Source organism: Holdemania massiliensis AP2 (assembly GCF_000327285.1).
GTDB lineage: Bacteria > Bacillota_I > Bacilli_A > Erysipelotrichales > Erysipelotrichaceae > Holdemania > Holdemania massiliensis.
On record NZ_HE998568.1, the window covers coordinates 422,692 to 449,423 of the forward strand.

Annotated in this window: 26 protein-coding genes; 10 read left to right on the plus strand and 16 right to left on the minus strand. The window is 47.3% G+C overall.

The features are described from left to right. The first annotated feature begins 131 nt into the window (after window positions 1-131). Entirely contained in the window at window positions 132-593 is a 462-nt protein-coding gene (locus tag BN162_RS09780) for a DUF1307 domain-containing protein (RefSeq protein ID WP_020224909.1), read from the plus strand. Between the two features lie 398 nt (window positions 594-991). Here BN162_RS09780 and BN162_RS09790 read toward each other — a convergent pair whose 3' ends face one another. The 7 genes from BN162_RS09790 to BN162_RS09820 form a co-directional block, all read right to left on the minus strand. Further along, window positions 992-3,211 carry a CehA/McbA family metallohydrolase gene (locus BN162_RS09790; protein ID WP_020224911.1) on the minus strand — a complete coding sequence of 740 codons (2,220 nt, stop codon included), beginning with the start codon at window positions 3,209-3,211 and terminating at the stop codon, window positions 992-994. A 10-nt stretch (window positions 3,212-3,221) separates the two neighbouring features. Beyond that, window positions 3,222-4,130 (minus strand): ABC transporter permease, encoded by a 909-nt coding sequence (locus tag BN162_RS09795; protein ID WP_020224912.1) that lies wholly within the window; start codon window positions 4,128-4,130, stop codon window positions 3,222-3,224. Next, entirely contained in the window at window positions 4,120-5,190 is a 1,071-nt protein-coding gene (locus BN162_RS09800) for an ABC transporter permease (RefSeq protein WP_020224913.1), read from the minus strand. Before BN162_RS09800 ends, BN162_RS09795 begins: the two co-directional genes overlap by 11 nt. Next, window positions 5,174-6,697 carry an ABC transporter ATP-binding protein gene (locus BN162_RS09805; RefSeq protein WP_020224914.1) on the minus strand — a complete coding sequence of 508 codons (1,524 nt, stop codon included), beginning with the start codon at window positions 6,695-6,697 and terminating at the stop codon, window positions 5,174-5,176. The genes BN162_RS09800 and BN162_RS09805 overlap by 17 nt, the downstream gene beginning before the upstream one ends. A 43-nt stretch (window positions 6,698-6,740) precedes the next feature. Further along, complete coding sequence (locus BN162_RS09810; RefSeq protein ID WP_020224915.1) at window positions 6,741-7,829, minus strand: BMP family ABC transporter substrate-binding protein; 1,089 nt, start codon at window positions 7,827-7,829, stop codon at window positions 6,741-6,743. 193 nt (window positions 7,830-8,022) lie between these two features. Beyond that, the gene (locus BN162_RS09815; RefSeq protein WP_040451784.1) at window positions 8,023-8,520 is read right to left on the minus strand and encodes a membrane lipoprotein lipid attachment site-containing protein; all 498 of its coding nucleotides are present in this window, start codon (window positions 8,518-8,520) and stop codon (window positions 8,023-8,025) included. Between the two features lie 68 nt (window positions 8,521-8,588). After that, window positions 8,589-9,467, minus strand: coding sequence for a LysR family transcriptional regulator (locus tag BN162_RS09820; protein ID WP_020224917.1), 879 nt, complete (start codon window positions 9,465-9,467; stop codon window positions 8,589-8,591). A gap of 123 nt (window positions 9,468-9,590) precedes the next feature. On the opposite strand from BN162_RS09820, the gene BN162_RS09825 reads away from it, so the two are divergent. Further along, window positions 9,591-11,912 (plus strand): FAD-binding protein, encoded by a 2,322-nt coding sequence (locus tag BN162_RS09825; protein WP_020224918.1) that lies wholly within the window; start codon window positions 9,591-9,593, stop codon window positions 11,910-11,912. 227 nt (window positions 11,913-12,139) lie between these two features. Here the strand turns inward: BN162_RS09825 and BN162_RS09830 are convergent, their stop codons facing one another. The 5 genes from BN162_RS09830 to BN162_RS09850 form a co-directional block, all read right to left on the minus strand. Beyond that, the gene (locus BN162_RS09830) at window positions 12,140-12,796 is read right to left on the minus strand and encodes a Crp/Fnr family transcriptional regulator (protein WP_020224919.1); all 657 of its coding nucleotides are present in this window, start codon (window positions 12,794-12,796) and stop codon (window positions 12,140-12,142) included. A 144-nt stretch (window positions 12,797-12,940) separates the two neighbouring features. Then, window positions 12,941-14,014, minus strand: coding sequence for a hypothetical protein (locus BN162_RS09835; protein ID WP_147612172.1), 1,074 nt, complete (start codon window positions 14,012-14,014; stop codon window positions 12,941-12,943). Between the two features lie 190 nt (window positions 14,015-14,204). Then, window positions 14,205-16,463 carry a hypothetical protein gene (locus BN162_RS09840; RefSeq protein WP_020224921.1) on the minus strand — a complete coding sequence of 753 codons (2,259 nt, stop codon included), beginning with the start codon at window positions 16,461-16,463 and terminating at the stop codon, window positions 14,205-14,207. A 225-nt stretch (window positions 16,464-16,688) separates the two neighbouring features. Then, the gene (locus BN162_RS09845) at window positions 16,689-17,201 is read right to left on the minus strand and encodes a nitroreductase family protein (protein ID WP_020224922.1); all 513 of its coding nucleotides are present in this window, start codon (window positions 17,199-17,201) and stop codon (window positions 16,689-16,691) included. 49 nt (window positions 17,202-17,250) lie between these two features. Further along, window positions 17,251-18,072: a Cof-type HAD-IIB family hydrolase gene (locus BN162_RS09850; protein ID WP_020224923.1), complete on the minus strand. Its 822-nt coding sequence runs from the start codon at window positions 18,070-18,072 to the stop codon at window positions 17,251-17,253. A 224-nt stretch (window positions 18,073-18,296) separates the two neighbouring features. Here BN162_RS09850 and BN162_RS18930 point away from each other — a divergent pair, with 224 nt between their 5' ends. Beyond that, window positions 18,297-18,599, plus strand: coding sequence for an AAA family ATPase (locus tag BN162_RS18930; RefSeq protein WP_208854750.1), 303 nt, complete (start codon window positions 18,297-18,299; stop codon window positions 18,597-18,599). 241 nt (window positions 18,600-18,840) lie between these two features. Continuing rightward, window positions 18,841-19,575, plus strand: a complete 735-nt coding sequence (locus BN162_RS18935; RefSeq protein ID WP_208854751.1) for an ATP-binding protein — start codon at window positions 18,841-18,843, stop codon at window positions 19,573-19,575. 62 nt (window positions 19,576-19,637) lie between these two features. Here BN162_RS18935 and BN162_RS09860 read toward each other — a convergent pair whose 3' ends face one another. The 4 genes from BN162_RS09860 to BN162_RS09875 all read right to left on the minus strand — a co-directional run bounded on the left by BN162_RS09860 (window position 19,638) and on the right by BN162_RS09875 (window position 22,512). Further along, a complete protein-coding gene (locus BN162_RS09860; RefSeq protein WP_020224924.1) occupies window positions 19,638-20,384 on the minus strand; it encodes an EFR1 family ferrodoxin in 747 nt (248 codons plus the stop codon). A gap of 2 nt (window positions 20,385-20,386) precedes the next feature. Beyond that, window positions 20,387-20,761, minus strand: coding sequence for an ArsR/SmtB family transcription factor (locus tag BN162_RS09865; protein WP_020224925.1), 375 nt, complete (start codon window positions 20,759-20,761; stop codon window positions 20,387-20,389). Beyond that, window positions 20,758-21,531 carry a nitroreductase family protein gene (locus BN162_RS09870; RefSeq protein WP_020224926.1) on the minus strand — a complete coding sequence of 258 codons (774 nt, stop codon included), beginning with the start codon at window positions 21,529-21,531 and terminating at the stop codon, window positions 20,758-20,760. The genes BN162_RS09865 and BN162_RS09870 overlap by 4 nt, the downstream gene beginning before the upstream one ends. A gap of 156 nt (window positions 21,532-21,687) precedes the next feature. Next, a complete protein-coding gene (locus BN162_RS09875; RefSeq protein WP_167540015.1) occupies window positions 21,688-22,512 on the minus strand; it encodes a MurR/RpiR family transcriptional regulator in 825 nt (274 codons plus the stop codon). A 330-nt stretch (window positions 22,513-22,842) separates the two neighbouring features. Here BN162_RS09875 and BN162_RS09880 point away from each other — a divergent pair, with 330 nt between their 5' ends. From BN162_RS09880 to BN162_RS09905, 6 genes are read left to right on the plus strand one after another with little or no spacing between them, the layout of a single operon-like run. Next, window positions 22,843-23,328, plus strand: a complete 486-nt coding sequence (locus BN162_RS09880; RefSeq protein ID WP_020224928.1) for a PTS sugar transporter subunit IIB — start codon at window positions 22,843-22,845, stop codon at window positions 23,326-23,328. Window positions 23,329-23,340: 12 nt separating this feature from the next. Further along, window positions 23,341-24,105 carry a PTS mannose/fructose/sorbose/N-acetylgalactosamine transporter subunit IIC gene (locus BN162_RS09885; RefSeq protein ID WP_020224929.1) on the plus strand — a complete coding sequence of 255 codons (765 nt, stop codon included), beginning with the start codon at window positions 23,341-23,343 and terminating at the stop codon, window positions 24,103-24,105. Next, a complete protein-coding gene (locus BN162_RS09890) occupies window positions 24,105-24,950 on the plus strand; it encodes a PTS system mannose/fructose/sorbose family transporter subunit IID (protein ID WP_020224930.1) in 846 nt (281 codons plus the stop codon). Before BN162_RS09885 ends, BN162_RS09890 begins: the two co-directional genes overlap by 1 nt. Then, the gene (locus BN162_RS09895) at window positions 24,950-25,660 is read left to right on the plus strand and encodes an N-acetylmannosamine-6-phosphate 2-epimerase (RefSeq protein ID WP_020224931.1); all 711 of its coding nucleotides are present in this window, start codon (window positions 24,950-24,952) and stop codon (window positions 25,658-25,660) included. Before BN162_RS09890 ends, BN162_RS09895 begins: the two co-directional genes overlap by 1 nt. Next, window positions 25,650-26,210, plus strand: coding sequence for a YcxB family protein (locus tag BN162_RS09900; RefSeq protein ID WP_020224932.1), 561 nt, complete (start codon window positions 25,650-25,652; stop codon window positions 26,208-26,210). Before BN162_RS09895 ends, BN162_RS09900 begins: the two co-directional genes overlap by 11 nt. Further along, window positions 26,211-26,618, plus strand: coding sequence for a PTS sugar transporter subunit IIA (locus tag BN162_RS09905; protein ID WP_020224933.1), 408 nt, complete (start codon window positions 26,211-26,213; stop codon window positions 26,616-26,618). It begins immediately after the preceding gene. The last annotated feature ends 114 nt before the right edge of the window (window positions 26,619-26,732 follow it).

Genomic DNA, 26,732 nt, shown 5'->3' on the forward strand with positions numbered 1-26,732 from the left:
TTGACTGTTAAAAGCTTACCCGTTCGTTTATAATACTAGTAACAGAACTTCGAGGCCGGTTCTCATCAGGGATTCTTCGAAAACCGGCATGAATAACTGTGATACTGCGGTAATTCCGCAATGGAGGAAAAATGAAAAAGATCTTAATCTTAACCCTTGCCTTAGCCTGCCTGATGATTGCGGGTTGTTCCAGTGCGCCAAAAAAGCAAACAGCTTCCTGCAGCTACACTCAGGAAGGACTTATGACTGCAACGTACAACCTGACAGCGGAAGAAAATCAGATCACTGTCATGTCCATGCAGATGACTTATGACAAAGCAATGTTCGGAAACATGGACTTTTCAGCACTTTCTGAGGAAGAAAAAACTCAAATGACCGATGCGATTTTGGCGCAGTCTGGTTTTTCAACGGAAATCAAAGGGATTAAAACAACGGTTGACATTCAGGATACCATCAGCGCTACGATTGAAATCGATCTGAAAGAAGTAGATCCGACGATGTTAAGCAATCTTGGAATTGATCTTACCAATACAGAAATGAATATGGACACCATTGTTCAGCAGATGAAAGATCAAGGTTTTCAGTGCAAATAAACGCTGCTGGACTGAAACTTTAGTTAAACTGCCGGATTTTTTAGTCTTGGGATTCATCGATTTTTAGAAAAAAGGAACAGATTCGACTGGGCAGTTGCGCCAATCTTGTCTGTTCCTTTTATCGTATTTTCCAATGATCTCTTTACGAAAGAATCGGATTTCATTCCCTATGATGAGTTCTATATCGCTCAACATGACACGGCAGCGCTGCTGCCTTTAATCTTGTTTCCAGATCAGCTTGACTTCATGTCAGCGGGGGATAATTGCCCGCCGCTGCTTAAGCCTGCTTTTGACGATTTCTCCCTCCGCCTGCAGAGGTGGGGGATCCTCGCTTCTTTCGTTAAAGAAAAGCTTTCCTTGTTCGGATAAAATTCTGATTTTTCAGCAAAGCACCGTGCTTATCCGCGCTTGACCCAGATCGGAGAACACCATGCGCAGTGATCATCGGCCTGTTCCACGCGCAGATAGTAATAATCTTCTTCGCCGCGTTCACTGTCTTCCACTGTGAAGTCCATCGCCTGACCGCAGCCTTCCATTTCAACAAGAACTTCGTTATTCTTGATAATCTGAACTGTGCGGAGATCATTCACGGCCAGCACGCTGACATCCAGCTTAACGCTTTCCCCAGCCGGGATCATAATTTCTTCACCCATGTGATGGCTGCCGATTTTAAGCGAAGCCAGAATTCGGGCGCCGCTGGTGCCATAGGTGAAGCGGTTATAAATCGCCGACCAGACGTTTTCACTGGTCAGTGTCGGTACGAAAGCGCCCAAGATTCCGCCTTCCACACCATGCTCCATCTGATGCGAATCTGAACCGGCAATAAAGCCCAGATGATAACCGCGGGCCAGGGCGTCCTGCGCGCAGTGCCGTTCAAATTTCATGATGTTTTTGGTATATTTTGACTGATTTTCAAATTTTTCGTAATCCGCATGACGCGAGAAAATTTCAACGACGCGCTGGACTTCCGGATCATGGTAGTCCCAGTCTGTCGCCGCTGAAACCAGCCCCCAGTTGGCTGCCGGATGATGCGGAATACACTGACCGCCATCTTTCTTGATGCTCGCAAACAGAACTGTCGGATTATTGCCTTCCGGGTCGGTGCTGCGGTACAGTCCGCCGGTGCTGGATGGATAGTAAACATTCTTATGTCCGAAGTCGTGCTTGTATTCGTTCGACGTCCATTCATAAGCTAACAGAACCGCAAAGTTCTTTTCGCCATTGAACAGATTACGGGTCGTACGATTCCATTCCCATTCCGAATCCGTCGCGATATCAGGATAATCATCATGATCGGTTAAGGCGCAGAAATCCATCTTGGCGTCTTTGATTGCATAATGATAATACTGATCGATCTCGCCTAAGGCATCCGACAGATTCGACTGCCCGTGAATATCACCAAAAGTTAAAGTCAGGTTTTCATAGCCGTTTTTCTTCAGCCATGCCGCAACTTCTTCCTCGCTGCGGCTGTCCAAGGCTTTTTCGGCCGGAATCGGCTGCACGAACTGGTCAATCTTGTTTTCAATCTCCAGATCATAGAACTGCGGCAATACCTCCAGGGCAACTTCATTGTAGACAATCGATGCATAACGGTGCATATGGCCGTTCTTATTGCCAAACTGCCAGATATAATGCAGAACATTCTTTTCATCCAAAGCGATATGCGGACGCACAGCACACTGGCTGTCATTGTAGGTAATCACGACGGGTTGAGACCAGACGCCTTCCAGATCCCGGACACGGATGATCGCATTGTATTTTCCCCAAGTATACGTCACGACCGTATAGCCTTGAGAATTCGCTGTAATATCAATGTTATTGTACCAGTTGCGGTTTTCTGTCAGCACGGTATAGTTGGAAACGACAGCCTGACCTGCTTTGACTTCAACGTCAGCGACGTTATTGCTGAAATAACAATGCTTGCCATTCTCATACCAGGCCACTGTCACTTTGTTTCCAACCCGGGTCATCACCGGATGCGTGCTGTAAATCGCCGTTTGATTCAGTTTGATTTCTTCGCCCCACACGCCGTCGATTTTAGCACGGACAACGACATCATAATTGACGCCGTTATACAAATCATAGGCAACAAAGCAATGCCCCAAACCATCGTGATCAAAGCACGGACGATAGCTTTTCATGGCGGTATTCACCTTTTCCCGTGTTACGGTTTCACCCAGAGTAGCAACGAGGGTATCGCTGAAACCAACGCCCTGACGGTTATAGACAACAACCGGATGCGTTCCGTCATCCTTTACCGATGGATAGAACAGAGCTTCACCTTCGTCGATCACCTGAACAGCCCCGAATACCCCGTCTTTGTATTCGCGGACACACAGCTTCCAGACTTCGTTTTCAAATTCGGACCAGGCCGTGATAATCCGATCATTGAAAGTGTGCATACTTGGCCGCAGCGCCAGGCCGGAGCCGGAAATCTGAACTTCGTTATGCGGATGATTGTCGATCATCTGCGCGAACTGAATCACCTCCGTGTGATCGAGATATTTCTCCCAAACCACAAAGGTTTCGTTTTGGCTGTTGACGGTGACATCCGGATATTGGCAGCTGCTCTGCCAGATATCGGTAATCTCAACGGACGTACGCTTGAAATGTTCCATAGTTCCTCCTTTATTCATCTTCATATTTACCCACACCGGCAGGCGGCTGAATGTTCTTGACGCCAAAGGCCAGAACCAGCAGCGTGACGATGTACGGAATCATTTGAACCAGCTGCGAAGGAATTCCGTAGCCTTGAACATAAATCTGAACGGCGTCGCACAACGCAAACAGCGAGCCGCAAAGCAACACGCTGAGCGGATTGTAGCGCGAGAGGATCGCGATGGCGATCGCAATGTATCCGCGGCTGGCCGACATATCCCGAACAAACATATTCAGACTGTCGATCGACAGATAGGCCCCAGCTAAACCAGCTAAGGCGCCGCAGACCAAAACGCCGATATATTTCATCCGGCGGACCGGGATGCCCATGCTGCTGGCCGCTTTCGGGTTTTCGCCAACCATGCGCAGCCGCAGGCCGAACGGCGTCTTAAATAAGATAAACCAGCTGAGAATACAGGCCGCAATCGCAAAGATCAGAAGAACAGACTGGCGGCTGAAAATATCGCCCAGAATCGGAATATCCTTTAGAAATGTCAGTTTGGTATTGACCGAAGCCACGGCTTCAGAGTTGCCTTTATTGCCCCAGATAATCTGCATCAGCAAGGTCGACGCCGCCGTCGCCAATAAGTTTAAGCCGATACCGCTGATGACCTGATTGACTTTGTAGCGGATACACAGAACGCCATGGCATAAACCAAAAATCATTCCGCCCAGGATTCCGCACAACAAGCCGATCCAGGCATTGCCGGAATAGAAGGAACCTACCGCCGCGGTGAACGCACCGGTCAGGATCATGCTTTCCAAGCCGAGCGCCATAATCCCGCTGCGCACGGAATACACGCCGCCCAAGGCCGCTAAAATCAGCGGAATCGACATTGAGAACATCGTGCTTAAAATGCCTGTCACATTATTCAGCATGACGCTGTCCTCCCTTCTTCTTCCGGTCTGCGCCGATCAGCGCGCGGATCAGCAACGGCGCTGAAACAAAGATAACCACCAGCGCCTGAATCACGCTGACAAATTCCGTTGGAATCTGACTCATCATGTTCAGATACATCGCTCCGGTTTTCAAGGCGCCGAAGATGATGCCGGCCAGAACGATTCCCAGCGGCGAATCACTGGCCAGCGCTGCCACGGAGATGCCGCTGAATCCATATCCTGGCGAAAAGCCGCTGATGAAACGCTTGCCGACACTGGTTACATGCACAGCTCCGCACAAACCGGCCAGCGCGCCGCTGAACAGCATTGCTTTCATCATGACGCCGCCGACCTTGATGCCTGCCGTTTCCGCGGCCTTCATATTCAAACCCACCGCCCGGATTTCATAGCCGAAGCGTGTTTTCTCAAGGATGAATTTAACTACAAGAGCCGCGATCACGGCGATCACAATCGCCCAGGTCAGCTGATAACCGGGAATCATTTTGCCTAACAGCGCGCCTTCAACAATTTTGTTGGTCTGGGCGACTGCCCCTTCGGCTTTCAGCGGATAATTGACCAGATAATCACAAAAATTAATGATGATAAAGTTTAACATCGTTGTCGTGATCACTTCATTCGATCCAAACTTAACTTTCAGAAAGCCGATCAGCGCGCCGGACAAACCGCCGCCGATCACTCCGCAGATTAATGCCGCAAGCAGGTGGATCACCCCCGGCAGCGGCAGCGGCGTCATACCGACCAAGGCCGCAACCATCGCGCCGGTATACATCTGGCCCTCAACGCCCAAGTTGATCAACGTTGCCTTTTTGCCGATCATAAACGCCAGACCGGTAAAAATTAGCGGCGTCGCCTGAATTAACGTATTAGTGAAGGAACGCACCGATCCCAATGAACCTTCAATGATCACGGAATATGCAAAGATCGGATCATAGCCGCAAAATAACATGATAATGCAGCTGACCAGAATCGCCAGCATAAAGGAAACCAGCGAAATCACGATGGAGCTGGTTTGCATCAAACGGTTAGACAGCTTGCTCATGACGCGCCTCCTTTCCGCCGGTCATCAACAATCCTAACGACAGTTCATCGGCGTCCTCTGCTTGCTGCACGCTGACGATCCGGCCATCATAGATCACCGCGATCCGGTCAGACAGCGAACGAACTTCATCAAGATCAGCCGAAATTAACAAAATAGCCTTGCCTTCATCGCGCAGCTGCAGCAGCTGATGATGAATATATTCCATCGCGCCGACATCCACGCCGCGGGTCGGCTGAGCCACGATCAGAACATCCGGATTCTGCTTGAAAACGCGGGCAATGACAACCTTCTGCTGATTTCCGCCGGACAGCGAGGAAACCAGTTCACGGGCATTCGGCGTTTTAATCATATATTCATTGACCGCTTCATCCGCATAGCTTTGAATATTTTTCTTTTGCAGCATGCCCTGCTTCAGAAACTGCGGCGCGTCATGGTAGCCTAAGATCAGATTATCTTCAATCGACATTTCGCTGACTAAGCCGCGGGTCAGCCGATCCTCCGGAATATGCCCGATTTTATGCTTCAAAAATGTATGCGCATCGCCATGGATCGACTCCAGACCCATCGTGATCGTTCCGGAATCCGCCTTGCGCAGTCCGGTCAGCACTTCAATCAATTCCGTCTGACCATTCCCCTCAATCCCGGCAATGCCGAGGATTTCGCCTTTGCGGATCGTCAGCGATATTCCGCTGAGCACCTGCACGCCGCGTTCGCTCAGCTTGAGATCCTGAATCCGGAAATAGTCTTCACCCAGGTTGGTATTCTTCCGGCGTACGTTCAGTTCCACTTCCCGGCCGACCATCATTTGAGCCAGATCGTTTGTCGTAACATTGTCTAACGGCAGACCGGATTCCACCATTTTCCCATCCCGCAAAACCGAAATGCGGTCGGCAATGGCCAGCGTTTCCTTCAGTTTGTGCGTAATGATGATAATGGATTTCTTATCGTTCTTTAAATTCCGCATGATGACAAACAGTTCTTCCACTTCCTGCGGTGTTAAAACCGCGGTCGGTTCATCCAGAATCAAAATATTAGCGCCGCGGTAGATCGCTTTGAGAATCTCTACGCGCTGCTGCTCGCCAACCGACAGCTCCTGAACCTTGGCCCGCGCATCAATGTTGAAATGAAACCGGTCGATCAGCTCCTGAATCTGCTGTTCGGCCTTTTTTTCATCAATCAGCCAGCCTTTACGCGGCTCATGATTGACGATGATATTTTCCGTTACGCTCATGACCGGGGAAAGCATGAAATGCTGATGCACCATGCCGATTCCCAGCTGAATTGCGTCTTTGGGGCTCTTGATCTTAACCGGTTTGCCATTGATGCGGATTTCGCCTTCATCCGGCGACGTCATCCCGTAGAGGATTTTCATCAATGTTGATTTGCCGGCTCCATTTTCTCCCAGCAGGGAATGAATCTCTCCCTCACCTAAAGAAAAGGAAACATGATCAACAGCTCGTACTAATGGATATTGCTTAACAATATCGATCATTTCTACACTGTTCATTGTTTCCTCCTTTTTCTTTTACAAAATCAACTTAGCTGTCAGCTTATTTTGTATACTGATTGGAAGATACCCAGCTCTCCAGTTCATCTTCAGTTTCACAGATGACCAGTTCGCCGTTTTGAATCTTAGCTTTGATATCCGCAATCGCTGCCGCAATATCTTCAGGAACTTCAACATTGGAGAACTCATTGGAATATCCGACAGCTTCTTCCTTCAAGCCGCTGATCTTGACGCCTTCGGTCCATGTGCCTTCAACTAAAGCCTTGACTTCGTTGTAAACCATTTCGTTAACGTTGCGGATGGAAGTCGCCGCGATCGAATCTGGATCGATGGCATTCTGATTTCCGCCGACACCGAACGCATAGCGGTCTGCTTCCTTCGCCGCGTTGAAGACGCCCAGGCCGGAAGCACCAGCAATATGCTGAATGAAATCCGCACCCTTGTTATACATCGACATCGCAATGTTTTTACCCTTATCCGAATCACTGAAGCTGCCCACTGTCGCAGTCAGAACTTCGCATTCAGGATTAACATATTTAACACCTGCTTCAAAGCCAACGACACCGGAACGCAGGTTCGGATTGTCCATACCTAAGATAACGCCAACAACATTGTCAGCATTGGCTTTCGGCATCTCTGACAGCGTGCCCAAGCCAGCATAAACGCCGCACAGGAAGGTCTGTTCCTGCCACTTGGTAGAAACGGCGCTGACATTCGGCAGCTCGACCGAAGAATCAATGATGGAGAATTTCTGATCCGGATAATCTGCCTGAACTGCAGTTAACGCATCATTCTGATCGGTAGCCAGACCAATGATCAAATCATATTTTCCAGAATCCGCAAATTGACGATAACCCGCTTCAAAGTCACTGGCTGATTCCGGCTCTACATACTGGAAATCAATGCCGAAGTCCGCTTTGGCCTGGGTCAGTCCATCATAAGACATGTCGTTGAAGTTCTTATCGCCCAGTCCCCCGGTGGACAGAACGATTGCAACACTGATCTGCTTTTTGTCATCATTACCGGCGGTTCCGTTGTTGTCTGTGCCGCCTTGTTTAGCGTTGTTGCCTGAGCAGGCAGCCAGCGATAAAGTAAGCAGTGCGGCGGTACAGAGAAGTCCTAACTTTTTCATCTTTTCCCTCCTGGTAAGCTTAACGCTTACAAATACAGTAGATTTATATCATGGAAAAGCTTACAAAAAAAGTGACAAATGTCACTTTTACTATATTTCCTGTGATTCTTTCGATTTCTTCTGTAAGCGTTTTCCGATCTGTAATGAAATCGTCATTTTCCCGCATAATTACTGACCCTTGGATCCTATTTTTTTACTTTTTATTGAAAATTTCTTCTATATTCATAGGACCCGCTTGACCACAGCAAACGCGAATTTTTGTAATATCAGTTAATCCTTCAAAATCGGATACTTCCACTCCGATACCGTAAACATCAATTCCATAACCAAATCCATCATCCGTTTTTACGTTTAAGTAATAATGTCCGTCTTCTATGCACATAACATCCAGCAGTCTTCTTTCAATATCTGCTTCATCAAGAAGCATTATCGTTCCTTCTGAATTGACATATTCACCGGCAAATGAAGCAAAATTCCCAGCCATAATTTCTTCATGATTAAGTCCTGAATCGACTATATTCTCCCCATTCTCCGCCGGATCATGATTAAACTGAGGATTTTCATCCGGACTTAGCTCTATCCCCGCTTCTTGGTTTAATTCAGAATCTTCCTTGTGGTTTTCCTTCTCGTTTATGTAAGAACAGCCCGTCAATAAAAATGCAACACTTAGACCGATCACCATTTTTTTCATCATTTTCACCTTATTTCCGTCATTCCTTTTTTGCCACAAAAACAAATCGCTTTCGTCAGTCCGTCTGCTCATGTGTTGAAAGCTTTTAAATAATCCAAAAATCGCTTCACCGGTTCATTTGCGGCTACATCTTTGCGGATTAATGCATGAACCTCGACCTCGACCTCCAAGTCCGCTAAAGGCAAGGCAACAATTCCCGGATATTCTGTATATTGCCAGCCTGCATTAAAGCTCACCGCAAGTCCGCTTTGAACAAGCTTCATAATCAGATTCCGATCTGATGCATTCAGATAGAAATCCGGAGTTTTCAATTTGTTTCTGTTGATCTCCGCCTCCGTTCGGCCTTTCTGTCCAATATCATGAGTGAGTCCGATCAGCGGATACGGCGCAAGATCGTTGAGGTAGACTTTCTCCTGTTGGGCCAGCGGATGATTTTGCGCCGCAAGCAAAAACAATTTGTTTCTGCGGGTGTAGACAGGATGAAAAGCAGCATCATTATAATGACCCGCGGCAATCCAGATCGGAATATCTTTTTGATCCATCGCCTCAATTATTCTTTCCCGGGTATAGGAGCGGACACGGATGGACAGATCCGGATTCTGAATGATGAAATTTGCCAGAAAGTCTTTACCAAAACCTTCAGAAAATCCGGATTGAAGACCAATATTCAGTTCATGGGCCGGATTCAGCTTCATTTTATCAACTTCCGTAAGAAAATTCTGATGAAACCGAATATAGTCTTCCGATCTTTGATATAACGATTGACCGAACACGGTTGGAACGACACCGGTTCCGGTGATGTCAAACAACTGCGCTCCCAGTTCATTTTCCATTTTCTTCATTATTTTGCTTAATCCTTGCCGGGAAATGTAAAGAATTTCCGAAGCTTTATTCAAGCTCCCTTGTTCAACAATTGTCCGAAAATAATGCAGCTGATTTACATCCATACTCATCCCTCTTTTTTTAATTGTAACACATTGCTGTAATTATTGTTACACCCAATGCAAACAACTGCTTCTTCTTTCCTGAACACAAGGCATGCTAAATTATTATCAAACGGAGGAAAGAAAATGAAAACATTGATGTCTAAAACAGGGATACTCTTTGCCGCCAGCGCTCTGCTGCTCAGCGGCTGTGCCAAATCCGGAACCTCTTCCGGCGCGCAAACAGCCACGGCAAGTGCTCAGGGCTTTGGCGGTGAAGTTTCCGTCACCGTCACAGTTCAGGACAACGCTTTAACCCAGGTTGAAATCCAGGGCAGTCAGGAAACGGAAACGGTTGGGGGAAAAGCCATGACTGCACTGCAGACAGCCATGCTGGAAAGCAAGTCAGTCCATGTCGATACCATCAGCGGTGCGACAATCACCAGCGAAGCAGTCTTAAACGCCGCAAAGCAAGCCTGGAATACGGCTGTCGGTAACCAAACTGCGGCCGCGGAAGTGAAGATGAAACCCGGCACCTATACCGCTGCAGCCCCGGGATTCCGTTCAGCCTGGGATATTGAAGTCAGTGTAACAGTCGATGAAACAAATCTGATTTCCATTGACGTCAACCCGGATTCCGCAGATACCGTCGGTATTTTTCAGAGTGCAGCTGAAATTCTTCCGCAGCGTATGATTGAGCAGCAGTCCGTTGCCGTCGATTCTGTATGTGGGGCAACTGTTTCCAGCAACGCGATCAAAAGTGCGGCTAAGAAAGCGATTGCCGAAGCTTTGGAAGCTGCCGGAACCGATCCATCGGCGATATCCGCGTTTGAAGCGGCTGCCGCAAAATCCACTGACGCGCAAGAACTCAATACGGATATCTTAGTTGTTGGCTTGGGGGCAGCCGGCACAACTGCGGCTTTAAGCGCTGCAGAAACTTTATCTGAAAAAAATCCGTCCGATGTCTCCGTTCTGGCCATTGACAAAGCAGGGCGTTATGGCGGTGCTTCCTCGTTATGCGCCGGCGTCTTTGCGGTCAATCCACAGGGATTAGCCGCTAAGTATAACGACGGAAATGATTTCACAGACCGCGACGCCCTTTTGGCAGATTGGTTAGACTATGTCGAAGGTGATGCCAAACCGGAAATGATCGAACTTTTGCTGGATGAATCCGGCAATACATTAGACTGGTTGGTTGAAGATTATGGACTTGAGCTTGAAAAACCGCAGACAGGTTTAACGGAAGCGGATTCCAATGTCGTTCTGTTCTCCTATGCGCCGAGCAAGGAAGGAATGACGGTAAGACGTCAGCACAACATCCAATTCTATGACCGCTGCATGGAAAAATTTACTGAAATGGGCGGTCAAATCATGCTGGAAACCGAAGCTTATGATCTGATCCTGGAAAACGGCAGCATCGCCGGGGTCAAAGCCCGCAGTACGGCCGATGGTACGGAATATATCATCCACGCGCAGAAGGTCATTATGGGAACCGGCGGGTTCCTGTCTAATTCCGAAATGACCACAAAATATTTATCCAATGAATATTACCCATTATCAGGAACCTGGGACATGGTCGGAATGAAGCAAAATGACGGCAAGCTGATCGAGTCATCGATCACTCAGGGTGCAGCAACCTATAACATCGGAATGTGCCCGGCTGTTCATATCATCGGTGCGGCAGGATTCCTGAACAATTTTGAATATCATACCCTGGAAGATCAACTATGCATGCAGACGATGAAGCCAACTAAATGGACGGAAGGGGATCTGCCGCATTACATGGGCGTCGCCCCGGATTCACTGGCCGTCGATACCAAAGGAAACCGTTTCGCTGATGAATCGCGTCTGAATTTTGATGCTTGGGTTTCAGGTCCAAACTATTATTCCCTTTACAGTGAGAATCAAATTCGTGCGATTGAAGAACGAGGTCTGCGGACAGCGCCAGCCTACATGATGACTGTAAACTTAGGCGCTAATGGCTGGGCTCCGGCGGGCACACCAATTCCCAACGCGCATGAAGTCATGGAAGCTGCCATAAAAGCGGGATTTGTTTTCAAAGCGGATACGGTAGAAGCTTTAGCAGAACAGCTGAATATGGAGCCTGAAATCTTAAAGCAAACGGTCACAGCCTATAATGATGCCTGTGAATCGGGATTGGATGAAGAATTCAATAAGAAGGCCGAGAACTTAGACCCACTCTCTGGCGAAGGGCCTTTCTATGCGATCAAAATGACAAATTATCCTTACAGCACTTGTGCGGCCTTGGACGTCAATACCAACCTGGAAGTCCTTAAAGCTGATGGTTCACCGATGAATAACCTGTATGCTGCAGGCTTGGATGCCTCCGGCGTGCTGTATTCGGAAAAGAAACCCTATGTCACTTACGGCGGTGTTGATCAAGGTTTTGCCTTCACTTCCGGCCGCTTAGCTGGAATTCATGCAGCCCAGTCCTTGTCCAACGAATAAACGATATTCCTATCCTGTCAAGCTGTTGTCGAATGGAGCTATTCAACCGACGGCAGCTTTTTTATACCCGACAAAAGACCGGATAAAACAAAACAGGAAACGACTCTGCCGCAGGCTTGTCCTTTCCTGAATCTTTTATGTTTTGACTTTCCTGCTGCTTCTAACCAAACAGCCGCTACACATCAGTTTTCTAGTTATCTGCCGATGTGTGAATTTTTTAATTTTGCTTACTCTTCCCGCTTTTTAAACAATTTCTTTCTTTGTTCAGAGGTAATGGTTAAGGTATTTCCTTCTTTTCCAATCAGCCCTTCACTTTTAAACTGGCTGAGCAGTCGATAAACCGTCCGTCGGGAACAGCCCATAAATGCGGCCAGCTCTTCCCTCTTGATCTTGATTCGAATAAGATCCCCGCTTGGTTTCAGCGCATCACATAACCGCAGCAGATAATCAATCAGCTTGATATCCATCGAATTGGTAGGATAACGGGATTCGTTAATCGAAGACTCATAAAACTGATTAGCCCAGTAACAAATCAAATATTCCTTAAATGGATCACAATCCGACAACAGGATATACAGATCTTCCTTACTGATCCGATAACCGCAGCAGCGTTTATCAACTTTCAGCGAGCAGCAGTAACGATGGTGATCCGAGAAGATTTCCATCAATCCGACAAAACGGGCTTCATAATTGGTCACATAAGTATAGGCAATGCCGCGGGTGTTAACACTCTGCACATCCAGTACGCCTTCGGTGAATATATAGCCGCAGGTAACGGGCGCACCTTTTTCAATGATCGTATCCCCTGGTTCAAAGGTGACCGGAATCAGCCGCATCCGCACACGTTCGGGAATGGATTCTAAAACTTTCTCAAAACTCTGCATTCGTACTCACCTCTTGTTTCTCTGGTAAAGATTATAGCTTATTTTAATAGGGGTGAAAATGCTTTCCTGTAAAAAGTCTCAGATCTTCCGCAAAGCCCTTACGCAAACACTCCTTGGATCAAATTTCTACTCTATCCAGCTGTTTTAATTTACTTTAGCTTCGCTTGATTCCTGCAGGCATAATTTTTCTTTAGTTGCGGGATGAATCAGAAACTGTTGAATTTGCCCGTTTTCCATCTGAACCTGCACTAATAAATATCCTCCCAGGGGTGAAATTTCGGCTGAAACTCCATCTTGAAACTCACTGATGACCACTGTTTCAGCCCCCTGTTTTCGCATTAACAGAAGTCCGGGCGCTCTCGTACCCGACTGCGCTGAAAGCACAGTTCCATAATAATACCCAGTTTCAGAAATACATACCTGGCTATTAGCGAGCGAGCCTAACTCCTGGATCTGACCGATTCCATCAGCTCCGGCTTGGAAAACAAGCGTACCCGTTTCATTCTGTGTTTGGAAAAATAACTCATTGTCCCGGTTTCCGATATATTCCACAGATGCCCTCTCTGCCCCAAAATCAGGGATAAACGAAATTTCAATCCATTGATCCGGCAAACGTGATGCAAAATTCCAGATCCAGTATCGCTGCTCAGAAGAATTCGTTTCCTTCTCTGAGTTTCCCGCTCTGACCTGCAAAATTAAGCGTTTGTCAACCGCAGACACAACTTCCACTTTTTCACCGCCTTCAACTCGATCCCAGAATGAATTTTCATTGATTGCAAAGCCCTGACTTAACACGATTCGCCGCAAAATATTGTCCGTGATGACATAGGCATTTATCCCGTGAACCACGGCTCCCAGAGGGACTTTCAAGATATCTCTGATTTCCCCTGCTGAACGATCCCAAATGACAACCGCTGCGGGAATGAAGGATTCATCTTCAAGAAAATAAAATTCTTTTGCCGCAATGGGCAGCGTTGAATCCGATGATGCGGTCAGCCATATTGCAAAATAGCGCTCATTCACCACTGTGATGCGCCGGATTTTTATTTCACCCAACGCTTGTTCTGATGCAAAATCCCAGATTTCGGATTCTCCGGTTATCGTATTCATGCGTAAAATAGCATGATGATCCAACGTAGGTGTCCATAAAACTCCATCCATCAATATTGAATCGGAATTTTGATCCGTATACCAGCATTCATGACTTTCTGAAATCACCGGAACTTTTTCCGCTGCACAGGCACTGACAAGCAGTGCAGACAGGATTAGCCGGAGCCCTATTTTCTGCCTTTTCTTCATTTCATCTTCCTTAATTCTTTCCTGTATTTCAGCGTAACTTGGTTTCAGAAATCCAACAGGATCTCAAAAGCTGAATCTTCATCCACTTCTGATCAATCCAATCAGACATTCACTCATAGATGTTGAAGGTTTCTTCGTTGATTGTACGCAGTTCACCGGAATTGAGATCGTAGAGATAACTGATCCAGGTTTCCTGCGGATATTCTGACTGTTTATCCTGCGCCCTCAGCCATAACAGATCAACCGATGGAAGATAGGCTAATTCCACTTCCATACTGTCTAATTGAAACAGTTCATCCTTGCGCTCCCCGCTGCGATAATAAATCGTTGAATAAGGACGATAGCTTGGTGAATTATAGTCCTGAAACGGCTGCGCGTAATCCCCGTCTGAGAGCTCCGCGGTAAATGCACCCCGCTGCGTAAGAACGGCACTTCCCATCATCGATATATCTTTGATTAGTAAGTCTGCCTGATTTCCTTCCAGGAAATAATAGTCTACATTATCACCAATCAAATCTTCCGCCTGCCATAAACCCAAAAGCAATTTCGGCCGCGCTGATGGAGTTAACAAAAAACTCTGTTCATTGTAGGTATCAATTTGTTCAGGACGGGCTTTTAACGTTAAGGTTTGATTCGTCAGATCATACTGATAAAGATCTCCACTGCGGAAACCACCCTGAATCAGCCATAAACAATGATGGGCATCATCATAGGTTATCCCGCTCAGCGATGAACCATAAGACTCGTTATTAAACAATCTTTCATCCAGAAGGAGCACATCCTCTCCGCTGGAAAGGTCAAGACAGCGCACCTCGGCTGCTTCAGTCCCATTTCGATTTCGGATATAATATACCTTCCCCTGAGCCGCGGAAACAAGTCTGACATTTTCCAGAGTATAAACTGGAGTGAATTCCTGATTATCCAAGATCAGTAAACACTCCATACCTCCAGGCTGATCCATCGTTGCCTTAATGAACAGCCAATCTTCAACCGGGATCATCGAACGCATTCTTCCGCGTGGATATTTCGCCTGCGATATAAAGTAGCGTTCTTCATAGGTACCCGTTTCTGGATTCAACTGCTGCAAAGTCTTCCCATTAGCACTGAGAACCAAAATCTTGTCTTCAACTTCCACCACTTTCCCTTCTAAGGTAAGCAGTTCTCCAGGATCCAGGGCACTGCCTTGAGCAGCCGGTACTTCCTGATCGAATTGCATCGGCTGATCAATGCCATCCAGCGCTTGGTCTTCCTGCGCTTGATAAAACGCGTTTTTATTCTGCACCACCTCATAAGTCTTACCTGTTTCAGGCTGAATTAATGAAATCCGATGCATTCCATTGCCGGACAAAGTCGCTGTTTTCAGCCATCCGCCCACCCTTGTCAGCCGTGTTTCCAGATCGCAGTCCACAGTTGCGATGGGTGTTTTATCATAATTCTGTTGACGAATCACCTGACATTGCCTCGGATTGTCAAAATTACCAATTTTACGATTGGATACCACGGAATAAATACCTTTTTCCGATAAACATGGCTGATTGCTCAGTGAATCCTGAAGCGTAATCAACTCAGCCTTTTTTCCTTCCAGATCCGTAGAAAAATAAACAACCTGCTTTGCACCGTAAATCTGAAAGTACAGCTTTTCATCATCCGCACCAATCAAATAAGCCACTGAATAATAAGGGGCACCCCAGTTTTCAGGTTGCACGGCAAAGGAAGAAACTGTCTGTTCGCTGCGATCTATTTTAAAATAAGTCCGCACACTTTCCGGGGAATACTGTTCGGCAGAAACGATCACATACAAATCTTGGACGGTTTCCACTTTAACCTGCTGCATATCACCGACGAGGGTACTCAGATCTGCGACCATCTTAGCCTCGTCTTGATTTACGGATTGATGCCACAGCTGATTCTGAACGATCCAGTATAAGTCCTCACCCCGCATCTGCCCCGAACCGTTTGCCTGAATCTGTCTTTCCAGACGGCTCTCTTTCAAATTCCACAGGTTTACCGTCAACGGATTCATCTCATAAAGTCCAGTCGCTTCTTCCTCAGTCTGAGTCCAAATTGCCAAATGCTGATCATCAAAAGATGTGATCCTAAGAATCTTACTGGGTTCCAGATTGGCCTCCTGTACAAAATCCCAGGTCGACAAAGACTGATCCTGAAAATGCCAGACATAGATCTGATTTTGATCGAAATCCGGCATATAATAAGTCCCTTTTACAATCACTGCCTGTGAATCAGCCTGACTCAACCATTTCTCGTTTGAGCCCTTTGCCGCATCAGAGGACTTGCAGCTGCCCAGTCCTAACAATCCCAGGATCAGACATATCCCGATTCCAATCTGTTTTCTTCGTTTGATCTTCATCCTATTTCCTCCACATTCCTGTAAATATACTCGCAAATTCTTTTTCTGCCCACTTCAATATTGATCTAATTTCATTATAGCACCAGTCACGGTTTACAACAATAGACCCAAAAAAAGAAAACCTCTGCGCATACATAAAAAACATTCAAAGAAAACCCTCAGGTCAAGATCTTTGAATGTACTGTGTATAAACCTTTTTTATCTGGAAATTATCGATGAATGTGTTCAGAGATACTTTACGGTTTGATCCAGCGGCTTGCGCTGATCATGTTGGCGGGATGGGCGACAGTCTGCCGCCGGATACCCGAAAGGAAGCAGACAATACGGTTCAACCGCTTCCGGCAGGTTTAAAGCTTGTTTCACCTGGGCTGTATCAAACCAGCAAACCCAGGTGCTGCCGATCCCCAGTTCCTGCATTTGGAGCATCATGTGGACGGCGACGATGGAAGCATCCATTTCCGCAGAACTGTGCTGATTGAATGGATTGACCCAAGCCTCCTGCTCATCCCCGCAGATAACCATGACCTGCGGCGCGTTGAACGTCATCGATGTGATCGCGGCTAATTTGGCTAACATCGCTTCACTTTGGATGACATAAATGCGCTGCGGCTGAAGATTTTTCGCCGTGGGCGCCCGCCGGCCGGCTTCTAAAATCTGATTTACAAGCAGTGAATCGACCTTTCGGCTGTCGAAACGCCTGACGGAATACCGCTGAGCGGCCAAATCCAGAAATTCCATACGTTTTCCTTCCTCCTTGATTTCTGATGCTAGGTTGCCTGTCTAGTGTTTAAACCAGCTGTTCCAAAAGCTGAGCCACGCCATTCTGGGCGTTCGTGCCTGTAATGATATCGGCCTTCGCCTTTAAAGCTGAGGAAGCGTTGCCCATCGCTGCCCTGACGCCGCAGACTTCCAGCATTTCGATATCATTCAGACTGTCCCCCACACCTAAAACTTGATTCAACGGAATTGACAGCTGTTTTGCTGCACAGCGGATGGCTGTTCCTTTGTCATGCTGATCCGACGTGATTTCCAGATTGGTCTTCGCATAGCTGTATACCTTGATGCCCGGCAGGGATGATAGCTGCTGGTTCAATTTTTTCACCTTGATTCCGCCCAATGCAATAATTTTATAAACCGGCTCTGACGATTCCTGAATTCTTTGCAGTGGGTCCGTCCAGCTGTGGACTTCAATTCGTTCCTGAGCCGGATTGTTCCGGGTAACCTTCTGATAATCCGGACGAATCAAATTCAAGGCATTGCCATAGATGTGGTGAAACGTCTTGGCCTGCATCCATACATGTTCGCGCTGAAGCAGCCGCAGAATTTCCAAGGCGGTTTCCCGTGCAATCGGCGTTCCTTCCGCCTGAGATCGAATGCTGCGGTAGTTTCCGACATAGCCGATAACATCCACGCGCGGATCAATGGATAATGCGACACCGCGGGCAAACAAATACGGCCGGCCGGTAACGAGAATCACCTCAATGCCCCGATCCAGGCAGGCCACGATCGCTTTACGGCTGCGTTCGCTGACCTTCTTTTGAGGCGTGAACAACGTGCCGTCCAGATCCAGACAAACCATACGGATTTCGCATTGCGCTAAATTAACCATGAAATTCCTCCTGAAGTACCTCTATTATAACTGAATAGAGAAGCATTCTGAAAGTTTTATTGAAATAGAAACCATCTCAGTTCAGCTTGAATAAAACTCTGACTTTGCTGTTCTTAAGATGAGAAACTTATTTTTGGTTTTTCGCGTTAAATAGTGTTAATTCATTAAATTATTCCATTGAATTTTACATGAATATGCAATGAAATAAACACAGGAGGTTTGCTATGCAGAGAAAAATGATGATGTTTTTAAAATCATGGAAATCAAATCCATATCGTAAGCCCTTAATTCTGCAAGGAGCGAGGCAGGTCGGAAAAACATATACATTACTTGAATTTGGACAAATCCATTATGAGAATGTTGCTTATTTTAATTTTGAAACCCATCCCAAACTAGCTAAAACATTTGCCGAGAACATCCAGCCAGATTATTTAATTCCGATCTTGCCCCATCTTGCCAATCAATCCATCATCAAAGAGAAAACGTTGATTATTTTTGATGAATACAATTATGCGAACGAGCCTTGACGAGTTTGAAATATTTTTGTGAAAGTGCTCCGGAATATCATGTTGCTGCTGGAAGTCTATTGGAAGTTGCAGTCAATCGAGCCGAATTTTCATTTCCTGTTGGTAAAGTTGATATTCAAACAATGTACCCAATGGATTTGGAAGAGTTCATGCTTGCTATGGAAGAGCGCGAACTCGTCCTGCAAATTAACAAAGTTTTAATACAAACAGACCGCTGCCGGCCGTTTATCACGATGCTGCAATGCAGTTGTATCGACAATATCTCATCGTGGGGGGAATGCCTGAATGTGTCATGCAGTTTACCCAAACACAGGACTATCTTACTCAAGAAATGATTTTGACTGGTTATCTGAATGATATGAGTAAATACAATCATTCCAACGAAATTAAGAAAACCCGGTTGGTTTATGATAACATAACCGTTCAGCTTTCTAAAAAGAACACGCGTTTCCAATATAAACTTGTGAAAAAAGGAGGCCGTGCCGCTGAATTTGAAAATGCCATCGAATGGCTTTGCCTTTCGGGAATTACCTCGCGGATTTACCGAGCAGAGCAGATCAGGAAAGCACTAGAGAATGATCGAGATATTGACGCCTTTAAGATTTATGTTTCTGATTCAGGTCTGCTTTGTGCAAAAAAAGAATTATCCGCAACAGATATTCTTTATATGGTGGATGAAATTAATGATTTTAAAGGTGGAATGACAGAAAATTATGTGAATAATCAACTTATTGTGAATGGATATTCCCCTTACTATTGGGAGTCAGAACGAGGTGCTGAAATTGATTTTATTATTCAGCGCGAAAACCAGATCATCCCGATTGAAGTCAAAGCTGCAGATAACACGAAAGCAAAGAGTCTCAAGCGATATATGGAGCTATATAAACCGGCTTATGCCATCAAATGTTCGGCTAAGAACTTTGGTTGGGAAGAAAATAAGAAAATCGTACCCCTTTACGCCGTATTTTGTATCTGAATATCAATTTCCCAAAAGTCCCCATCTCCGTTTCAAATCAGAGATGGGGATTTTCTCATGGGTTACAAAGGGCAGGTATAGCGTGGTAATCCCACGCTATGCGTACCGTATTCAATCGCTTCTTTCGGACAGCGGCAAATACAGGCCATGCAATGAGTGCAGTTCTTTCCCCATTGAGGCTGGCCTTGACGAAGCTGGATATTGTTCAAAGGACAAACCTTCGCACATAGCCCACAGTGAATACAGGCGTCGGTTACCGTAAACTTTTTCGCGGATACCATCATGGGATAAAACAAAACATTGACGATCCCGCTGTTCAGCTTGTCTTTTGCGTCTGCCTGAATGGATGAAAACGGAACTTCCTGACGAATTTCCTGAGCGGCCTGATCGATCCAAGGCTCGCTTTTGCGGATGCATTCCAGCGCCTCATCCTGGGTTGGAGTGGTAAATAAAGCAAGATAGTTTTCCGGCATCACAATCGGAAAACAGCCGCAAAAATTCATCTGTTTCTGCCGGCAGAGCTTTTTCAAATAAACTTCTGCGTTTCCGATGCTGCCGCCGCAGGTCATGACAAAATACAAATCCCGGCTGCCGGTCAGCGGCGTCTGTTTGAGCCAGGTGCTGAGAATCCGCGGTATCCGCCAGGCGTAGGTCGGACAGACAATAACCCACGGCTTTTCAGAATGCAGCGCTGTGTGATCTTGGCTGCGAATTTTTTCAAATAGATTGAGGACCTCCTGTTCAGTCTGGCCGGCTATTCTGGAAGCCACATAAGCGCTGTTGCCGGTTCCTGTAAAATAACAAATCATCCTTATCCCTCCCTGCGTGCATCCGCGGCACTGATATGCTCAACGCTCGCATAAATCAGATTGACTAAATCCGCTATCGCCTTCCACTGCGTCTGCTTCAGGCTCAAGTAGTAATAATTCTTTGTTCCTTCCTGACGCATCGCGACAATCCCGGCCGCTTTCAATATCTGAAGATGATGGGAAACTGAAGGCCGGGTCAGATGGGTTTTGGCCGCAATCTCGCCGACCCGGATACCGTTAAGATCACTTTCCAGCAAAACCTGCAGAATCAGCTGCCGCGTTTCATCGCCGATCGCCGTAAAGGCGCTGCGGCATTGTTGGAAACCTTCAGCGATGAGCCGGACTCGTTCTTCACATTCCCGCTTATCCGATTTCACAGCCGCGTCACCTCCGGTTCATCCCGCGGCACGGAGCGCTGATAATGAACCGCCGGATAGCCCAGTACCAGCGTCATCGCGATCTTTTGTCCGCGCTGAAGCTTTAAGGCCTTTCGGATTTGACCGGATGCCTGCGCCGCCATCGTGAAATAACCACTGTATAAAACGCCAAGGCCGCATGCTTCAGCCACATATTCCATATTCTGCGCCGCAAGCAGACCATTCGTTTTATCCTCGGCTAAAATGACAATCACCGCCGGAGCTTCAAAAAAGAAGAAATGATCATCAATCGGATGTTCCCGCACCAGCGAATTGACCAGCCCGGCCGCCGGCTGAATTCTGCGGAACAGCTTAACCGCCATCTGTTCAATGCGGTCTTTCTGCTGATCCAAAACAACAAAGGAAACATCCCGTTTATTTTTTGCCGTATGTGTCAGCCATCCGGCTTCGATAATTTGATCCATAATTTCCGGCGCTACCTCTCGCTTCTGAAACTGCCGGATCGTGCGGCGAAACCGCAGCGTGTCCAATAAAGCCTGAGGATCCAAGCGGTCCAGCTTCGGTTTTTCAACCGGCGCGCAGGCATAACCGGAGAGGCTGACCGCCTGTTTCGGACACACTGCAACGCAATGTCCGCACTGAATACAGTGATCTGACACCGTTTGTGCTTTCTGCTGACGAAGCTGCAGATGGTTGACAGGACAATCCCGCACACAAAAGCCGCAGCCGATGCACCGGCTTTTGTCTACAAGAACCTGATGTTTTTCCATGGTGGATCTCCTTTCGTTCATGTTCGTTAACCATTATAACCATTCTGAACGGAAGGCTGCAACATCGGTAAAGAAAGTGATTACCATTTCCCTGTCCTTTCCCAGCTGAAACGTATCCCGCTTCCTAAAAGCTCAGCTCTGGCAGACCCTTACCCCTTATATCTTTTCCTTATTCATCTTATCGAGGATGTAGTCGAACGTGGTTTCTTTCGCTTTCAGTGTTGCCTTCTGATCAATCATCCCGGTCCGCGTTGAAAGCAGGTCGGCAATATAGAGCTGCGTAATCTGTCCGATCATACTGCCTCCGCCGAGCGGCCCAGACCAACGCTTCATCAGAATGCAGTAGTCGCAAAGCGACGCTAAGGAAGAAACAATGGACGAAGTCACGCATACGGTCGTCACTTTCCGCTGTTTCAAAATTTCAGCACAGTGCAGCGTATCAATGGATTCACCGGAAGCGCTGAAGAAAATCGCAATATCGCCGCGTTTCAATTCATTGAGATAAATCGACTGAAAATGGCTGTCTTTAAAATAGACGCCATTTTTTCCATTGCGCACTAAACGCATCGCGCAAGCCTCGGCTGGGATTCCGGAATTGCCGACGCCGGCGCAGAAAATGATCCCCGCCTTCTCCATCCGACCAGCTATCTCATCAAGCTGATTCAAATCCAGATTTTCGATTGTGTATTCAATAGAAGTCTGAATATTGTGATAAATCTGAGTGACAAACGAATCGTTTTCACTCTTGCGGTGTTCCCGCGTTTCCTCCGCCAGTTCCTCTTTGAAATCATGATAGCTCTCACAGCGGATCTTTTTGCAGAAGCGGACGACCGTGGCTTCCCCGCAGTTCGCTTTTTCTGCCAGCTGCGAAAGCGTGTGCGTACTGACCTCCATATAATTGTCAAGACAATACTTGGCAACCCGCTGCTCACTTTTCGTAAAGGACGCGTAATTGTCTTTGATTTTCGTATAAATGGACACAAGGATTCCTGCCTTTCTTTTTAAGAGGATTTCATTGTCAGACTCTGTTTCAATCATATCATAAATTTTAAACCAACAAGCCTCTTTCGTTCGGAAAAAGAAAGAAATCCAAAGGGACACATCCCCTGTCAAATCAATCCTCGGCTTCGTTCTCATTGTAAACTTTTAAAAAACTATTGCTTATCTTGTCAAACGGGTGTATTCTGTGTTTGGAGTAAAATACTCCAATTTATAATATTTTGGAGTATTTTATAAAAGAGGAGAGGTGAGTTCTTATGCTTTAGTTAGATCCGTCAGCGTACGATCACAGTTTCAGAGAGGAGGAAAAGCATGATCAATCTCATTCGCTGCGACGACCGTCTGATTCACGGCCAATGCATGACCCGTCTGGTTCAGCACTACTTCATTAAACATATCATCGTCATTGATGAATTCACCGCGACCAATTCCACAATGAAATATGTTGTAGAAAAAATCGCGATGCCGGGGATGAAAAACGACGTCTACACGGTGGAGGAAGCGATCGATCCGATTCGTGAGGCGATCGCGGACAAAGTCGGAACGATGATCGTCTTCCGTTTTCCCACTATTGCCAGAATCTTGTTTGAACAAATAGAAGAACTGCCGAAAAGCCTGATGATCGGTCCGGTTCAAAAACGCGACAATACAATGACAGTCCAGGACGGCACTTACCTCACGGCTCAGGAAATTGCCGATCTGGATGTTCTGGATACGAAAGGGATTGAGATTTTCTTTCAGGTTGTTCCGGACATGAAGCGGATCGAATACAAAGATTTCAAAAACAAAATGAAATAAGGAGGGATCGTGATGAATTTACTTCAGGTCATACTCATTTCTCTGCTTGGTTATCTGACTTACATTCACACGCCGTTTCTGGGCGGCGGCTTAATCGGATGGTACTGCCTTGGCCGGCCGTTAGTTTCGGCTCTGTTCATCGGTCTGATTCTGGGCGATGTCAAAACCGCGATGATTTTAGGCACCTATGTGCAGCTGATCTTCATCGGTTTAGTCACGCCGGGCGGATCGATTACGCCGGATATGAATCTGGCTACCTTTATCGCGATACCGTTAGGCGTCGTCGCGCATCTGGATTCCGGAACGACGGTTGCCCTGGCGGTCACGGCTTCGGCAGTGGGTCAGATCATGGCAACGCCGTGCTATGCCGCAACGCTGCTGCCGGTCAACTATCAGAAGAAGCTGGTGGAACAGGGGAAATTAAAAGCCGCGGCCTGGGTTCCGGTCTGGGGCAACGCCGTCAAGTTCCTGTTCCGCTTCATTCCGACTTTCATCTGTTTGTATTGGGGGCAGAGCGCGATTGAAATGCTCGTAGCGAATTCGCCGCAGTGGCTGATCGACATCATGACCATCTTTGGCAATCCAATGCCGTTAATCGGCTTCGCCATTCTAATGAAATTGTTGGTTAAAAATCCGACGGATCTCATTTTCTTCACCGTTGGTTTCGCTTTTGTCGGCGTTTTAGGCGTCGACATGCTGACAGTTTTGGTCTTCGCCATTCTGTTCGCGTTATTTGAATTCAAAATTAGCCGCAGTCGGAAAGAGGTGCAGAACTGATGACTTCCATCAATCAAGAAAAGAAAGACAGCGTGCTTTCTAAAAAGCTGATCCGCAAATGTTATATCAATTGGATGTGCTTCAATCTTTCCCTGTATCAGCCGGAAACGATGCAGGCTCCGGCCTTAGTCAAGATGTTCGGCGATATCCGCGAAGATCTCTACCCCGGCGACAAACAAAAGCAGCAGGAACTGATGGCCCGTCATCTGCCGTTTTTCAATACCGAGCCGTTCATCGGCTGTCTGATTCCGGGCATCACTTTGGGCATGGAAGCGGAAAAAGCCCGCGGCGAGGATATTCCGGAAGATCTGATCACGTCGATCAAATCGGCATTGATGGGACCGTTTGCCGGAATTGGCGACGCGCTGCTGCCGGGAACGTTCATTCCGATTCTGTTGGCGATTGCCTGCGGACTCAGCGCGGACGGGCAGATTACTGGGGCAATCTTCTACATCGTCGCCTTCTTAGCGGTGATGGTGCCGCTGACATGGTTCTTATTTAACCGCGGCGTTGCCTTCGGTGCGAAAGCCGCTGAGCTGATCCTTGGCAATGATTTAAAGGATGACATCATCAGCGCCTTAAACATTGTCGGTCTGATGGTCGTCGGCTGCATCGCCTGTGCTTATGCCAACATTAATCTAGGCTTTCAATATGTCAAAGACGGCGTTGTTATCGTTGATCTGCAGTCACTAATCAATGGCGTCTGGCCGAAGCTGCCGGTTTTCTTAGCCGTTTTGGGCACCTATTATCTGATGGCCAAGAAGAACTGGAGCGCGACCAAAATGATCCTGCTGTATCTGGTCATCGCGATCCTCGGATACTTCTCAGGAATTTTGACAGTCTGATGAAAACCTGTGTAAACGCCTGCCTAGGCCAGCTGATCGTTTCGTGCCAGGCTTACGAAGATACGCCGCTCTACGGTGCGGAAAACATGAAAAGAATGGTACAGAGCGCGATGCTGGGCGGGGCAAAGGTTGTTCGCTGCTGCTGGCCGCAGGACATCCGGGCTGCCCGTTCATTAAGTCCGGATCTAGTCATCATCGGAATCAATAAAATCATGCCGCAAGCGGGAAACAGTCTGGATGACGTCTTCATTACGCCGACCTTTGAAAAAGCCCGCGAAGTGGTGGAAGCGGGAGCGGATCTGCTTGCGCTTGACGCCCGGATTACGAAAAAACGCGGCAAATCCGAGCTGCTGGAGCTGCTTCATCAAATCCGTGAAGCTTTTCCAAACATCGGCGTCATGGCAGACTGCGCGACCTATGAAGAATGCCAGATCTGCGCTCAAAGCGGAGCTGTTGATATTCTCTCCACAACCTTGTCAGGCTTAGTCAAGCCGATTGAAGGCCCAGATACAGAACTGGTTCGGCAGCTGAAAGCCGATTTCACCCTGCCGGTCAACGCGGAAGGACGAATCTGGGAACTGAAAGACATCGACGCCGTGGTAGAAGCTGGGGCAGATATGATCACGATCGGCACCGCCATCACTCGGCCGCATCTAATTACTGAACGATTCCTGAACCATTACCTGCAGCTACAGGATCATGCGGAATAAATCAGACTGCATGGACAAATCGATCACCTTTACCCTTCAGGACGTGGAGTTGGCAGAAGCCTATCAGTTTCTGGCTTCCCTGCTGCCCCGCAATAAAACGCGGTATCTGGCGATAAAGCTGAGCATTCCGATCCTGGCTCTTTTCACCCTGATCTATTTCCATGGCGCTTCCACGCTTTTAGGCTGGATCCTCACCCTTGGACTCAGCGTCTTATGGATTTTAAAAATCAGCCGCTGGCTTTGGACAATCTATCTGCATAACCAAGTCAGCGGGCTGTTCAAAGAAACGCTGGCCAACGCCCGATACATTCCGGTAACCGCGGTCTTCAGCGATGACATTCAAATTGCAGGCCAGACGCTGACCTATTCGGATATCCAACGCATAGTCCCCCTGGCTCATACGCTGTTGTTCTTCCATGCCCCGCATCAGATGTTTATTCTCCCTTTGCGGGTACTGGGTGAAGCACAAGAAGTTGAGGCTTTCTGTCGGGGAATTCTGAAACGGCAGGCATCGGAGGCCGCAGAAAAAGAAACAAAGGAGGAATGCTGAATGATTCAAATTCTGATCGTCACCCATGGGCCGCTGGCCGAAGCGCTGAAAGTCAGCGCCGGAATGTTTTTTCCCCAGGCCTCTGACATAACAGCCCTCAGCTTAAATCCGCAGGATAATCCGCTGGAATTAAAAGACCGGATTGTCGCGGAAGTCCGCAAAGTGAATGAAGGCGACGGCGTGCTGATCTTTGCCGATCTGTTCGCGGGAACGCCCTGCAACATGACAGCCTTGGCGCTGACTGAACTTTCCGACATTCCAATTCAGTGTTTAGTCGGCGTCAATCTGCCGTTAGTGATGGAGGCGCTGGGCTCCCTGAATTCGATGGATCTGCATGCGCTGACCGCTCATTTAACCCAGATCGCCGCCGATACTATATTGGATCTGCGGGCAAAACTGGAGTTATAATTCAGGCTCCTGTCTGAAAATCAGACAGGGGCTTTTCTATCCTTTTCCATAAGAAAACGGCATAGCTCAAACAAACGAACTATACCGTGGAGTCAAAACATAATTTTTTTGCAA

What these genes read in the sequence shown, in the direction of transcription:
- BN162_RS09795 (WP_020224912.1), bottom strand. Translation starts at nt 4,130, where the DNA reads ATGCTGAATAATGTGACAGGCATTTTAAGCACGATGTTCTCAATGTCG.
- BN162_RS09815 (WP_040451784.1), bottom strand. Translation starts at nt 8,520, where the DNA reads ATGAAAAAAATGGTGATCGGTCTAAGTGTTGCATTTTTATTGACGGGC.
- BN162_RS09860 (WP_020224924.1), bottom strand. Translation starts at nt 20,384, where the DNA reads ATGATTTGTTATTTTACAGGAACCGGCAACAGCGCTTATGTGGCTTCC.
- BN162_RS09895 (WP_020224931.1), top strand. Translation starts at nt 24,950, where the DNA reads ATGAAAACCTGTGTAAACGCCTGCCTAGGCCAGCTGATCGTTTCGTGC.
- BN162_RS09830 (WP_020224919.1), bottom strand. Translation starts at nt 12,796, where the DNA reads ATGCAGAGTTTTGAGAAAGTTTTAGAATCCATTCCCGAACGTGTGCGG.
- BN162_RS09905 (WP_020224933.1), top strand. Translation starts at nt 26,211, where the DNA reads ATGATTCAAATTCTGATCGTCACCCATGGGCCGCTGGCCGAAGCGCTG.
- BN162_RS09780 (WP_020224909.1), top strand. Translation starts at nt 132, where the DNA reads ATGAAAAAGATCTTAATCTTAACCCTTGCCTTAGCCTGCCTGATGATT.
- BN162_RS09845 (WP_020224922.1), bottom strand. Translation starts at nt 17,201, where the DNA reads ATGGAATTTCTGGATTTGGCCGCTCAGCGGTATTCCGTCAGGCGTTTC.
- BN162_RS18935 (WP_208854751.1), top strand. Translation starts at nt 18,841, where the DNA reads ATGCAGTTGTATCGACAATATCTCATCGTGGGGGGAATGCCTGAATGT.
- BN162_RS09900 (WP_020224932.1), top strand. Translation starts at nt 25,650, where the DNA reads ATGCGGAATAAATCAGACTGCATGGACAAATCGATCACCTTTACCCTT.
- BN162_RS09840 (WP_020224921.1), bottom strand. Translation starts at nt 16,463, where the DNA reads ATGAAGATCAAACGAAGAAAACAGATTGGAATCGGGATATGTCTGATC.
- BN162_RS09880 (WP_020224928.1), top strand. Translation starts at nt 22,843, where the DNA reads ATGATCAATCTCATTCGCTGCGACGACCGTCTGATTCACGGCCAATGC.
- BN162_RS09890 (WP_020224930.1), top strand. Translation starts at nt 24,105, where the DNA reads ATGACTTCCATCAATCAAGAAAAGAAAGACAGCGTGCTTTCTAAAAAG.
- BN162_RS09850 (WP_020224923.1), bottom strand. Translation starts at nt 18,072, where the DNA reads ATGGTTAATTTAGCGCAATGCGAAATCCGTATGGTTTGTCTGGATCTG.
- BN162_RS09800 (WP_020224913.1), bottom strand. Translation starts at nt 5,190, where the DNA reads ATGAGCAAGCTGTCTAACCGTTTGATGCAAACCAGCTCCATCGTGATT.
- BN162_RS09790 (WP_020224911.1), bottom strand. Translation starts at nt 3,211, where the DNA reads ATGGAACATTTCAAGCGTACGTCCGTTGAGATTACCGATATCTGGCAG.
- BN162_RS09805 (WP_020224914.1), bottom strand. Translation starts at nt 6,697, where the DNA reads ATGAACAGTGTAGAAATGATCGATATTGTTAAGCAATATCCATTAGTA.
- BN162_RS09810 (WP_020224915.1), bottom strand. Translation starts at nt 7,829, where the DNA reads ATGAAAAAGTTAGGACTTCTCTGTACCGCCGCACTGCTTACTTTATCG.
- BN162_RS09820 (WP_020224917.1), bottom strand. Translation starts at nt 9,467, where the DNA reads ATGGATGTAAATCAGCTGCATTATTTTCGGACAATTGTTGAACAAGGG.
- BN162_RS09870 (WP_020224926.1), bottom strand. Translation starts at nt 21,531, where the DNA reads ATGGAAAAACATCAGGTTCTTGTAGACAAAAGCCGGTGCATCGGCTGC.
- BN162_RS18930 (WP_208854750.1), top strand. Translation starts at nt 18,297, where the DNA reads ATGCAGAGAAAAATGATGATGTTTTTAAAATCATGGAAATCAAATCCA.
- BN162_RS09825 (WP_020224918.1), top strand. Translation starts at nt 9,591, where the DNA reads ATGAAAACATTGATGTCTAAAACAGGGATACTCTTTGCCGCCAGCGCT.
- BN162_RS09885 (WP_020224929.1), top strand. Translation starts at nt 23,341, where the DNA reads ATGAATTTACTTCAGGTCATACTCATTTCTCTGCTTGGTTATCTGACT.